7 protein-coding genes are annotated in these 12063 nt (G+C 71.4%); 3 read left to right on the plus strand and 4 right to left on the minus strand.

Going from position 1 to position 12063, the window contains the following annotated elements; translation table 11 throughout:
* Window positions 1–643 precede the first annotated feature (643 nt).
* On the plus strand, window positions 644–1564 hold the full coding sequence (locus Q0654_RS08835; RefSeq protein WP_298852859.1) for a M14 family metallocarboxypeptidase: 921 nt from the start codon (window positions 644–646) through the stop codon (window positions 1562–1564).
* A gap of 49 nt (window positions 1565–1613) precedes the next feature.
* Here Q0654_RS08835 and Q0654_RS08840 read toward each other — a convergent pair whose 3' ends face one another.
* The 4 genes from Q0654_RS08840 to Q0654_RS08855 all read right to left on the minus strand — a co-directional run bounded on the left by Q0654_RS08840 (window position 1614) and on the right by Q0654_RS08855 (window position 9895).
* Window positions 1614–3767, minus strand: coding sequence for a hypothetical protein (locus Q0654_RS08840; protein ID WP_298852861.1), 2154 nt, complete (start codon window positions 3765–3767; stop codon window positions 1614–1616).
* Window positions 3768–3880: 113 nt separating this feature from the next.
* Window positions 3881–7066: a CHAT domain-containing protein gene (locus tag Q0654_RS08845; protein WP_298852863.1), complete on the minus strand. Its 3186-nt coding sequence runs from the start codon at window positions 7064–7066 to the stop codon at window positions 3881–3883.
* Window positions 7047–7850 carry a hypothetical protein gene (locus Q0654_RS08850; RefSeq protein ID WP_298852865.1) on the minus strand — a complete coding sequence of 268 codons (804 nt, stop codon included), beginning with the start codon at window positions 7848–7850 and terminating at the stop codon, window positions 7047–7049. Before Q0654_RS08850 ends, Q0654_RS08845 begins: the two co-directional genes overlap by 20 nt.
* A gap of 278 nt (window positions 7851–8128) precedes the next feature.
* On the minus strand, window positions 8129–9895 hold the full coding sequence (locus tag Q0654_RS08855; protein WP_298852867.1) for a VWA domain-containing protein: 1767 nt from the start codon (window positions 9893–9895) through the stop codon (window positions 8129–8131).
* A 244-nt stretch (window positions 9896–10139) separates the two neighbouring features.
* Here Q0654_RS08855 and Q0654_RS08860 point away from each other — a divergent pair, with 244 nt between their 5' ends.
* Both Q0654_RS08860 and Q0654_RS08865 read left to right on the plus strand, forming a co-directional pair.
* Window positions 10140–11459, plus strand: coding sequence for a formimidoylglutamate deiminase (locus Q0654_RS08860; protein WP_298852869.1), 1320 nt, complete (start codon window positions 10140–10142; stop codon window positions 11457–11459).
* Entirely contained in the window at window positions 11459–11872 is a 414-nt protein-coding gene (locus Q0654_RS08865; protein WP_298852872.1) for a DUF2784 domain-containing protein, read from the plus strand. The genes Q0654_RS08860 and Q0654_RS08865 overlap by 1 nt, the downstream gene beginning before the upstream one ends.
* The last annotated feature ends 191 nt before the right edge of the window (window positions 11873–12063 follow it).

The following is a 12063-nucleotide window of genomic DNA, read 5'->3' on the forward strand; positions in this document are numbered from 1 at the left end:
TAAGCGCAGCGCATCCGCCAGCGAGTGCGGGCGACGCGTTGCGGATAGCGGAGTCGAAGCCTGGGGCGAGGTGCTGGTACATGCGCTGCGCTTATGTACCCTACGCGCACAGCGGTTTGCGGCTTTGTTGGGTGCATGGCGTCACTCGAGGCGTAGGGCGGATAAGCGCAGCGCATCCGCCAGCGAGTGCGGGCGACGCGTTGCGGATAGCGGAGTCGAAGCCTGGGGCGAGGTGCTGGTACATGCGCTGCGCATATGTACCCTACGCGCACAGCGGTTTGCGGCTTTGTTGGGTGCAAGGCGTCACTCGAGGCGTAGGGCGGATAAGCGCAGCGCATCCGCCAGCGAGTGCGGGCGACGCGTTGCGGATAGCGGAGTCGAAGCCTGGGGCGAGGTGCTGGTACATGCGCTGCGCTTATGTACCCCACGCGCACAGCGGTCTGCGGCTTTGTTGGGTGCAAGGCGTCTCTTGAGTCGTAGGGCCGATAAGCGCAGCGCATCCGCCAGCGAATGCGCGGGACGCGGTGCCCTGTAGCACTCTGCAACGCGGGGGCGATGGGCGTGCGGCCATGCCGGACGGCAGGTCTGGGCGAGCGGAGCCGTTGCTAGACTTCCGCGCTTCCATCGCAACGAGTCGAGAGCCATGAGCATGGACCGCTACTACCCCATCGGAACCCCCGGCAAGGCCTGGGGCGCGCCCGAACGCGCGCAGTGGCTGGCGCTGCAGCGCCGCCTGCGCAGCTACGTCGACGAGGTGGTGCAGGTGATCGACGGCTTGCGCGACCGATTCGACGTGGTCGACTACGGCAGGATCGATTACGCCGGCGAAGTCTTCGTGCTGCACGCCCTGCGCAGCCGTGGCTGGGACGACAGCCTGCCCACGGTGCTGGTCACCGGCGGCGTGCATGGCTATGAGACCAGCGGCGTGCATGGCGCCCTGCGCTTCCTGCAGCAGGATGCGCAGCGCTACAGCGGGCGCGTGAACCTGCTGGTCGCCCCGTGCGTCAGCCCCTGGGCCTACGAGCGCATCCATCGCTGGAATGCCGATGCGATCGATCCGAACCGCAGCTTCCGCGACGACGGCGCGGCCGAGGAGTCTGCTGCACTCATGCGGCTGGTCGCGCCGCTGGACGGCCGCATCCTCGTGCACATAGACCTGCACGAGACCACCGACAGCGACGAGAGCGAGTTCCGTCCGGCGCTGGCCGCGCGCGATGGCAAGCCTTTCGAGCCTGGCTTGATCCCCGATGGCTTCTACGTGGTGGGCGACAGCGAGAACCCGCAGCTGGCGTTCCAGAGTGCCGTGATTGATGCGGTGGCAGGCGTGACCCATATCGCCCCGGCCGATGCCGCAGGCCAGATCATCGGCTCGGACGTGGTGGCGCCGGGCGTGATCCTGTATCCGTTCCGCGCGCTGGGTCTGTGCGCCGGCATGACCGGGGCGCACTTCACTACCACCACCGAGGTCTATCCAGACAGCCCGCGCGCCACGCCCGAGCAGTGCAACGCGGCGCAGGCGGCCGCGGTCTGTGCGGCGATTGACTTCGCCCTGGCGCAGGCCTGATCGCGGCGGCGCGGCCGCGCCGCAGTCGCGATCAGCGTCGAGCCCGCGTTCATCCGTCCCCGCGGAAGGCCTCGCCGATCGGTGCGAGATTGGGGTTGTCCCCGAGCTGCCTGAGCATCTCGGCCGTGCTCTCGGGGCTCAGGGTCCAGCCGAGCGGCAGCGCGCGTTCACCGGGGCAGAGGCGGAAATGCCAGAGCTGGCCGCGCAAGGCTGCGATCTGGTCCATCAGCGCCTGGCGCGCGTACTCGCCGCGCGCGTCGCGGGTCGCGAGGATGGCGACCAGAGGGGCGCGCAGTTCGCCGTTCAGCGGCGCGTTCTGCCCGGGTGGATGGAGCCTCGCGGGGCAGACATCGAGCCCGTTGCGAGCGAACGCCGGCACCCCGGTATCGTTGCTGATGTGGATCACCCGGATCCGCGCCGCCGCCGCGGTGGCGCCCGCGGCATCCGGCGCTGCGTCCGCCGGCAGTCGTGCGCCGGCACGGGTGCCGCGCAGACGATCGATCACCGCCTGCAGGGTGGTGGTGCCGCTGTTCTCGAAGTAGCCGCCATCGACCACCTGGCCGAGGCGCTGCACGTTGCCGTCGGCATCGTCGCCGGCGCGGCGCAGCACGGTGCCGGCCGGGCTGACCAGGGTGAAACGCGCGCTGTTGTGCACGGCGCTGAAGGTGGGCAGTTCGCGCGGCAGCCACTCAGCACCGTCGATAACTCCGGGAAAGATGTTGGCGAGCTCGCCCCGGTACAGGGTGCTGAAAGGGTGCTGCACGATGCGCAGCCCGCTGTTCACGCTGGTGGTGTTGAGCAGCAGGGCGGGCAGCGGACTGCGCGCCTCGTCGCGCGCGAACAGGGTGTCGGCCAAAGGGCCGGCCAACGAGTGGGCGGGCTGCTGCTCAGTCGCTGCCGGCAGATGCCGCGCGTAGGCGGCCAGCCAGGCGTTCTCCAGGGCCTGGCCGCGATCGCTGAAGACACGCAGCGGCAGGAAGCGCTGCACCGCGTCCACGCCAAACATCGATCCCAGCACCGGCGCGAGGAAATCGGCTTCCAGCAGCTGCTGGAGCGCTCGCAGCGCATCGTCGTCGAGCTGCCCGCGCAAGTCACGATACGCGCCGGCGAACACGGCCAGTCCGAGGCTGCCGCCGGACACGCCGCTGACCGCGAAGGTGCAGGGCCAGAGTTGCCCCCCGGTCCTGCGGTGCAGCTCGGACAGCACCAGCACGGTCCACATCGCCGCGCGGATGCCGCCGCCCTCGCTGGAGACCAGCCACACTTCGTCGCGGCAGCTGCTGCTGCGTTCCCGCCACCAGCGCTGGCTGAAGGCGCCGAGCGCAGGCCGGTCATCGGCCGCGTAGTGCAGGCCAGGGGGTGGATCCTGGTCCGACTGCTGGGTCAGCGTCAGCCGCACCGCGTGGTTGTCGTTCAAGCCGATCGCGGTCATCAGCACGGCCCAGGCGGCCATCGCGCTCAGCAGCGGAAAACGCAGGCGCGCCGCGAGGTAGATCGGCCAGGTGCTGGCCCAGATGCTGAAACTCGCTGCGCCGAGAATCAGCGCCAGCGGGCCGAAACGGTCGATCGTGCCCGGGAAGTACAGCCCCACCAGCCAGGACCCTGCCAGCGCGGCGAGGCCGGCGTAGTGGAAGCGTCGCGCGATGCCCGGCAGCTCGCGCCAGTGCGCGAGCAGACCCACCTGCGGCTGCGCGTCGACACGGGCGGCGGCAGCGCCGGGTGCGAGCCGGTGGATGAGGGCGCGGCGGTAGGTGGTGAACAGCCACAGGCCCAGCGCCTGCAGCGCAAACGCCGCCACCATGACGAGGTTGGCACGCGAGTCGGGCGGCGGCGTGGCCTGCAGATAGGCCAGTGCCAAGGTGAGCGGCGCGACCGTCGACAGCAGCCGCGGCAGCCGGCGACCCAGCCAGAGCTGGAGCGCGGTTGATGCCTGCCAGTGCGGCCATTGGAAGCTGTAGAGGGTGCGCGCCGAGTACCAGACCAGCAGGCTGAGGCCGAGACAGAACACCCAGGTCGCGAGCGCCCAGAGGGGCCGTTCAAGACTGATGTCGAACAATTCGCGGATCTGGGCAACGTACAGCGAGAGCAGCACGCCGGCGAGCACCATGAGCAGCGGCACGCGGATCAGCACCAGCAGGTCGGCGAACTGCAGGATCCACAGCCACAGCGCGCGCAGCCTGGATTCGGATGAGGTCGGGTGCATGGACAGTCCTCGCGTGTGGGTGCGTTCGGGCTCGGCGTCAGGCGGCGTGGGCGCCGCTGCAGAATGGCGCGGGCTGCCCCTCGATGCAGCCTGTCAGGACTGGCAGGTGCGGGTCACGGCGGCGCGTTGCGCTCCCCACTGGGTGCTTCGGGGGCGTGCGCGGTGCTTCGCGGCAGCAGCGGCAGCTGCTGCAGATGGACCCACGCGGCCCAGTGGAAGGGATGCCGGAACGCCCGCGATCGCTGCAGCGCGCGGCGCGCCTCGCGCAGGGCCTCGGCCGGGTCGAAGCCGCGACCGCTGTCCTGCTGCGCCTGCAGGGCGCGGTAGTAGGCCGGCACCCACAGATGGCTGGCGGTGTCGCTGACCGGCCAGCGTGCGGCGACGACATGCTGGACGCCCGCCTGCACGAGGCTCTGGGCGAAGCTGGTCTGGATGCCCGACGGGCCGGACAAAGGTGTTTGCTGGGCCGCGAGCTGGCAGGCATTGAGCACGACGTGGGCGGCCTGCGCGCCGTGCTGGCGGATGTCGAGCGCGCTCATGAACTGCGGCGCGGCCTGGCCCTCGGCTGGATCGAGCCAGAGCCCGCTGCCGGCCACCCGGCCCGGCTGCAGGTCGCCGTGGGCCGAGACATGCAGCCAGGCGCCAGACTGGCCGAGCGCCGCCAGCAGCATTTCGCGCTGCGCCAGGGCTCGCACCTGCACCTCGCGGCCGGGCAGGGCTGCGCGGATCAACCCGGCTTCGGCATCGGCAGCCTGCAGTGCGGGCAGCCGGGTGGCGTCCTCGCTCGCGGCCCCGCCGCGCGCGCTCTGCCACTGCGCCGCCTGCAGCAGCTGCAGGGCCGCCGCGGATGCCTGTGTGGCGCCCGCATGGCTGAGCGTGCGCAGGCGGATGCGGTGGCTGCCGCCCAGTGGCTCACCCTCGTGGTCGGGCAGCAGGGCCCACTCGACTCCGAGGGCGAGATCGTCGGCGAGGATGCCGATGCCGTCCTCGGCGGGGTCAAGCGTCGACAGCGCCGGCTGCAGTCGCCCTGCCACCTCGGCGGCGACGTCGTGCAGCTGCTGCAGCGATGAGCCCTGGCTGCTGGCCAGTGCGCTCAGCTGGCCCAGCCGCGGCTGCAGCGTCTGCAGATCGGGGGGGCGATGCATGCGAAGACCCTGGCGGGTCCAGGTGGCCAGCAGCGCATGGCGTTCGCCGGCCAGCAGCAGCTGCAGCGGCGCCTCGGCCTCGAGACTGGCGCGCAGGTCGATGGCGCGCGCCGGCGCCGCGGGTTCATGGTCCGAGGCGAGCGCCTTCAGGAGGGCGCGGCTCTGCGCTGCAGGCGCGTGGCCGAGCAGGTGGCGGCCGATTTGCGCGTCGAGCGCCGACCAATCGGCGCCGGAGTCCGCGGCCGCCAGCGGCAGGCCCAGCGCCAGCCACTGCAGCAGGAGTCGCTCGGCATCCGCGTTGGCACCGGCCTCGAAACCCTGTGGGTGCGCCGTCGCCAGCAGCTCGAAGGCGGTGAAGCGCAGTCGCCGCACCAGGCCTTCCAGCGCCTGCGCCAGCAGGGCGTTGCCGCTGCGCTGGCGCTGCGCGTCGAGGCTGCGGGCGGAGGCCAGCAGGCCGTCCTGCGCCTCGTTGACGCGGCCGGAGGCGGCCAGCGCGCGCGCCTGCTCGCGCTGCAGGTCGATGCGTTCGGACAGGCTGAGCGCGGTCCAGTCGATGCCGTCCGCTGCACCCGACGCCAGCGGCGAGCGCTGCAGCAGGCCTTCCAGCTTTGCGCTCTGCGCGGCGTCCTTCTCCGCCAGCGCGCGCAGCAGCTCCAGTCGCGCGCGCTCGCGCGGGCTGGGGTCCTGCAGCTCGGAAAGGGCGGCGCGCGCGCCGCCGGGGTCGGCGAGCTCAAGCCGCGTGCTGGCGAGCTCCAGCAGCACAAGATTCTGCAGCTCCCGCTGCGTACCCGATCGTGCCGTGGCGAGGCTGGCGGTGAGCAAGGGCAGGCTTTCCGTCGGAACGCCGCGGGCGCGCAGCAGGCGCGCCTGCAGCAGCTGTCCAGACGCGTAAGGCAGCGGCGCATGGACGGGATCGAAAAGCGCCTGCGAGGCCTCCAGCGCCAGCTGCGCATCGGCGAGATTGCCGAGCTCCAGCAGGGTCGCCGCGAGACGTCGCAGCACGTGCCCCTGCCAGCGCACTTCGCCGGCGGCATCGAAAGCAGTCTGCGCAGCGTTCAGATGCTTGAGCACGCCGGGGAGGTCGCCAAGCTGGGCCGCGGTTTCGGCGAGCGAATGTTCGGCGCGGCCGCGCACCGCGTCCGACTGCGGGCCCTGCAGGCTGGCCAGCGCCTGCAGCACCACCGCGCGGGCTTCGACATGGCGGCCCAGCCGGCGCTGCAGGTCGGCGCCATTGATGGCCGCGTTGGCGGCCTCCAGCGGCTCGTCCAGGGCCTTGTACGCCGCGAGCACCCAGGCATGGCAGGCCGCCGCGGGATCGAGTTCGCCGCGATCGAAGAGCGCCCCGCAGCGTGCAGCTTCCAGCCGCACGCCGAAGTAGTGGCCCGCCTCCGGTGCGGTCGGCGCGGATCGACTGAGCGAAAGCACCGCAGCGCTGTCGCCGGCAAGGCGCAGGTTCTCGGCCGCGGCCACGCGGGCCGCAGCGGCCTTCGGCGCGGCACCGACCGCATCCCACGCGCGGGCCGCCTCCACGAAGGCGGGCGCCGACTCGGCGCTGAGTCCGGACAGCAGCAGCCACTGCGCGCGCAGATGCAGGGCGAAGGCGCGCCAGCGCGGGGCAGGTGCGGTCTGGATGAGTTCGGCCAGCGCGAAGGGCGGCTCGACACCGCGCAGGCTGCCGAGGCCGCCGCCGAAATGCCTGGCGATCGCATCGGCCCGCCCCAGCCAGGCTTCGAGGTCGACCGGCAGCGGCGCGCATTCGAGCCCCAGGCTCACCCGGGCGTTGGCGGCGTTGTCCAGCACGCGGGTGATGCCGACGCGCCGTGGCGCGTCCAGCGGCAGCAGGCTCAGGCCGAAGCGCGGCGGCACCTGCAGCAGCAGGGCGTCGGGTGCAGCGGGCTGCAGGCGAAGATCGTGGCCTTGCTCCTCGATCCACAGGACGGCGGCGCCGCTGGGCCGCAGCTCCACCTCCAGCACGCCTGGCGCGGCCGGTACGGACAGCGAGATCGGGCCGGGCGAGGCGCAATCGAGCGCGGCGCTGTTGGCTTGCGCTGCGATCAGCAGCGCAAGCCAGGCGAACGCCCGGGCAGCCGCGCGAAAATCGCGCAGCTGCCGCGCCGGTCGCCTGCTGCAAGGTTCAGACAGCGGGCGGCTCATTGCCGGTGCCGGTATCGGTCTGCTTCGTGCCAAAGCTGGGCTCGGGGCGTTTAGGCAGGTTCGCGTCACAGGGGTCGCGCCCGGGGAAATCCTCCGACCGGCAGCTCGACAGATGGGGCAGGTGGGCATCGCAGTGCTTCTCGCCGCGGGCGAAGACCTCGACGACGTAGCGCTTGTGCGCACCGCGACTGTCGCTGTGCCTCGTGTCGGCCATATGGACGTAAAGATCCGCGGCCAGGCGGTCGTCGGCGGCGCCGCTCAGCCAGGTGACGTGCTTGCGGTCTTCGGCGGGTGCGAAGACCGGCGACAGCGTGCGCTTGATGGTCTTGCCGGGATGCCCCGGCATTGGCTCGATCGTCAGGCTGTAGCGGTCGGTATCGACGATGTGCTGGATGCTCAGTCGCGCCGGCCGCGGCAGCACATCCTCGACGTGGCAGCCGGGCACCTCTGCATAGGGCCGGTAGTCCAGCGGCACCGGGCACTTGGTCTCCCAGGCGCGCGAATCGGCCTTCAGCGACAGGATCGCCAGCAGGTCGGGCTCGCCGCTGCGGTGCAGCTGGTTGCCAGCGCCGATTGCCGTCGCGGGCAAGGGCACGGTGCCGTCGTCGGCGCAGCGCGGCCCTTGCATCGAAGCGGGCTCGGCGGTCGCGGCCTGCGTGGTGGCATCCGGCGCTTCGGCGGCAGGCGGGGCAGGCGGATCGGTGCGGCCGCAGGCGGCGAGCTGCAGCAGGAGCGTCAGGCTCAACAGGCGGAGCACTGGACAGGCGATCGTCGTTGTGGACATGGCTTCCCCCGAATGGACAGGCGCCCCGGCGGCACTGTGCCATCGGGACGCCTGTCGAGGGGAGTTCAGCGGGCGGGTTGTCTCACGGCCAAGGGCAACGCTGCAGATTTCGGCGTTGCGGCGCGCCATTGAGGGCGCGCCCCTGGATCGCGCACGCAAGTGCTTGATCCGTGTTGCCCAAGACTCTGGACTGCGCGGAGGTGCCTGCAAACGCATCCACTGCTGTGGCGTAGCCGCGACTCCCGCGCATGCGGCCCGACGACTGCCGTGCCCGCAGCTCAGCGCTGAGCGCTGTCCGCCCCGGTCAGGCTGCGCGCCAGCCCCACCAGCTGCAGGAACTCGCCGCGCAGGCCATCGCGGTCCTCGCCGCGCGCGGCCACCGCCAGCTGCTCGACGCGGTCCCAGCTCATCGCGCCGGCGTGCTCGCCGCCGCGCAGAAGTTCGCCATAGCCGGCCACCGCGGCGGCGAAGCCGAGATTGTGGCTGGGCTGCTCGCGCAGGCCGCTGCGGGCGATGGGCTGCTCGATCAGCTGGCTGCTGTGCTCGCCCGGACGCTTGTAGCGAAGGCGCAGCAGGGCGATCTCGTCACTGCGCGGATCCGTTGGCGCCTGGTCGGGCGCATAGCGCAGCGGCGCGCTGGCCTCGCCGCCGGAGCCGACCAGGGCGATCTCGTACAGCGCGGTGACGCTGTGGCCGGCACCGATCTCGCCGGCATCGACGCGATCGTTGTCGAAGTCCTCGCGCGCCAGCAGGCGGTTTTCATAGCCGAGCAGGCGGTACTCGGCGACCACGGCGGGGTTGAACTCGACCTGGATCTTCACGTCGCTCGCCAGGGTGTGCAGGGTGCCGCCCATCTGCGCCACCAGCACCTTGCGCGCCTCCAGCAGGCTGTCGATGTAGGCGTAGTTGCCGTTACCGACATCGGCCAGGCGCTCGGCCGTCTGTTCGTTGTAGTTGCCGCTGCCGAAGCCGAGCACGCTCAGCGCCACGCCGGACGCGCGCTGGTCGGCGACCAGGGTTTCCAGCGCGTTGTGGTCGACCGTGCCGACGTTGAAGTCGCCGTCGCTGGCGAGGATCACCCGGTTGATGCCGCCCTCGACGCGCGCCTGCCGAGCCACCGCATAGGCCAGGGCAATGCCGGCACCACCGTTGGTCGAGCCGCCGGCCTCCAGCCGCTCCAGTGCGGCCAGGATCTCACCGCGCTGCGAGCCCTTGGTCGGCGGCAGCACCAGGCCTGCGCTGCCGGCATAGGTGACGATGGCCACCGAATCCTGCGCACGCAGCTGGTTCACCAGCAGGGCGAAGCCGCGCTTGAGCAGCGGCAGTTTGGCGGCGTCATGCATCGAGCCCGAGGTGTCGATGAGGAACACCAGATTGGCCGGCGGCAGCGCGCTCGCATCCACGGCCTGGGCCTGCAGGGCGACCTGCAGCAGCAGGCGCTTGTCATTGAAAGGCGATGGCGCGAGCTCGGTGGCGAAGGCGAAGGGCTTTTCGCCCGCGGTCGGCGCGCGATAGTCGTAGCTGAAGTAGTTGATCAGCTCCTCGATGCGCACGGCATCCGTGGGCGGCCGCTGGCCGGCATGGAGCATGCGGCGGAGGTTGCTGTAGGCGCCGGTGTCGACATCGATCGAGAAGGTCGAGACCGGCTGCTCGGCGACGCGCTGGATGCCGTTGCGCCTGAGCTCGGCGTAGTTCTCGCGGTTGACCTCGGGCGCGTCGAACATGACCGGCGCGGCCGGGGCGATCGCCACCATCGCCGGCGCCGCGCGCTGGCGATGCGCGAGCTCGGCCCCACCCACGCGCGATCCCGTCACTACGATCCGATCGAGGCTCGCCTCCTCCCGCGATGTCGGCCGCGAAGGCGGCGCGGGCGGCGGAGACGGAGCGATCGGCTGCTCGCTGGCTCGCGGTTCGGCATTGGTCTGCGCCTGTTTCTGTGCGGGACCCTGGCAGGCGGCCAGCAGGGTCAGGCCCAGCGCCAGCGCGAACGCCGGCAGGGCAGCGGGACGGCGCGGGCGCGAGGAGGGGGCGGGTCGGTCTTGCATGGCGGGTCTCCGCAGTGGGGTGCGCGATCGGATACGCAGCCGGCGAGTGAACGGGGTTGACGGAGGTGCAGCGCGCTCCCGGGTGTCAGTCGCGGTTCATGCGCGCACCCTTGCGGGGCTTCCGTCGTGCGCCGTGCATGTCCAGAATCGGCGGATGCCCAGCGCGACTCCGACCTCGACCTCGCCCACGATGCCCCGATCCCTGCCAGCCTGTCGCGTGTGGCGTCCCAGCTCCGCGGGCCCGGTGATCGAGCCCCTGCGCATCGATCTCGATGCACAGGGTCGCGTGGGTGGCCTCGCGCGCGGCGATACGAACGACGTGCTGCCCTGGGCCGTGCCTGGGGTGGCCAACCTGCACTCGCACGCCTTCCAGCGCGCGATGGCTGGTCTCGCAGAGCGCCGCATGAACCCGCAGGACAGCTTCTGGACCTGGCGCGAGACCATGTACCAGCTGGCCGCGCGCTTCGATCCCGAGCTTCTTCGCGATGTCGCCGCCCAGCTCTATGCCGAGATGCTCGAAGCCGGCTATACGCGGGTCTGCGAGTTCCACTATCTGCACCATGCGCCCGATGGCCGGCCGTATGCCGACCCGGCGGCGATGTCGCGCGCCCTGATCGAGGCTGCGCGCGAGGCCGGCATCGGCCTGACCCTGCTGCCGGTGCTGTACATGAGCGGCGGCTTCGATGGACGTGCCCTCGGCGATCGCCAGCGTCGCTTCGGCCATTCGATCGATGCCTATCTGCGCCTGCTGGAGACGCTGCGCGCCGAACAGGGCGAGCGCCTGCGGGTCGGCTGCGCCCTGCACAGCCTGCGCGCGGTCCCGCCCGATGCGATGCGCGAGGTGCTGGCAGCGCTGCCGGCCGACAGCCGTATCCATATCCACATCGCCGAGCAGACCGGTGAAGTCGAGGAGTGCGTGGCGCGGCGCGGCGCGCGGCCGGTCGACTGGCTGTACGCGAACGCCGATGTCGACGTGCGCTGGACGCTGGTGCACGCCACGCATCTGAGCCCGGAGGAGACGACGCGCATCGCTGCAAGCGGCGCCACCGTGGCGATCTGCACGACGACCGAGGCCAACCTCGGCGACGGCCTCTTCCCGCTGCTGGACTACATGGCCCAGGGCGGACGCTTCGGCGTGGGCAGTGATTCGCACGCGACGGTGAGCCTGGTCGACGAACTGCGCTGGCTGGAGTATGGCCAGCGCCTGCTGCATCGACATCGCACCCTGGCGGTGGACGACTCGACGCGCTCGGTCGGCGAAACTCTGCTGGCGGCTGTCATCCGAGCCGGCGCCGATGCCGCGGGGCAGGGCAGTGCCGTGGCTGCCGGCGTGCTGCAGCCCGGCGCCGACGCCGATCTGGTCACCCTGCAGGCCGAGCATCCCGCCCTGTACGCAGCGTCCGACGCGGATGTGGTGGATCGCTGGCTGTTCGGCAGCAATCGACCGGCGGTCGATGCCGTGTGGGTCGGCGGCTTGCAGCGCGTGTCTGATGGCCGCCACCTGCAGCGGGATGCCCTCGAGGCGCGCTTCGCGGCCGGCATGAAGCGCCTGCTGGCCGACTGATGGCGATGCTCTGGACCCTCGCCGCCGATGCCGTGCTGTTCTTGCACGTCTGCGTGGTGGTCTTCGTCGTGCTCGGGCTGCTGCTGATCGTGCTGGGCAATCTGCGCGGCTGGCGCTTCGCCAACGCCTGGGGGTTCCGCCTGACCCACCTCGCCACCATCGTCGTGGTGGTGGCGCAGAGCTGGCTCGGCATGGTCTGTCCCCTGACCACGCTGGAGCTGTGGCTGCGCGCGCAGGCGGGGGAGGCGACCTACGCGGGCGGCTTCATCGAGTACTGGTTGAGCCGTCTGCTGTACTTCCAGGCTCCGCCCTGGGTCTTCGTGCTGGCCTACACCGCTTTTGGCCTGTGCGTAGTGGCTGCCTGGTGGCGCTGGCCGCCTGCCGGGCGCCGGTCGGGAATGCCCGCGCGCTGAAGCCGCCGGGCCCGCGGCACCATCCCGGCGTATCGGCGTATCGGCGTATCGGCGTATCGGCGCATCGGCGTATCGGCGCGCCTGTGCGCGGTGGATCACCACCCCGCGCAGGCCAGCCCTAGGCCGCCCGCGCCGACACGCCCTGCCGTGGATTCGGAGTCCCGCGCCTATCGGGCGGGCACGGCGATTCG

The organism is uncultured Aquimonas sp. (genome assembly GCF_937888285.1).
In the GTDB taxonomy this organism is placed as follows: Bacteria; Pseudomonadota; Gammaproteobacteria; order Xanthomonadales; family Xanthomonadaceae; genus Aquimonas.

Coding starts and splice junctions, on each gene's coding strand:
- Q0654_RS08835 (WP_298852859.1), top strand. CDS start 644: ATGAGCATGGACCGCTACTACCCCATCGGAACCCCCGGCAAGGCCTGG.
- Q0654_RS08840 (WP_298852861.1), bottom strand. CDS start 3,767: ATGCACCCGACCTCATCCGAATCCAGGCTGCGCGCGCTGTGGCTGTGG.
- Q0654_RS08845 (WP_298852863.1), bottom strand. CDS start 7,066: ATGAGCCGCCCGCTGTCTGAACCTTGCAGCAGGCGACCGGCGCGGCAG.
- Q0654_RS08850 (WP_298852865.1), bottom strand. CDS start 7,850: ATGTCCACAACGACGATCGCCTGTCCAGTGCTCCGCCTGTTGAGCCTG.
- Q0654_RS08855 (WP_298852867.1), bottom strand. CDS start 9,895: ATGCAAGACCGACCCGCCCCCTCCTCGCGCCCGCGCCGTCCCGCTGCC.
- Q0654_RS08865 (WP_298852872.1), top strand. CDS start 11,459: ATGGCGATGCTCTGGACCCTCGCCGCCGATGCCGTGCTGTTCTTGCAC.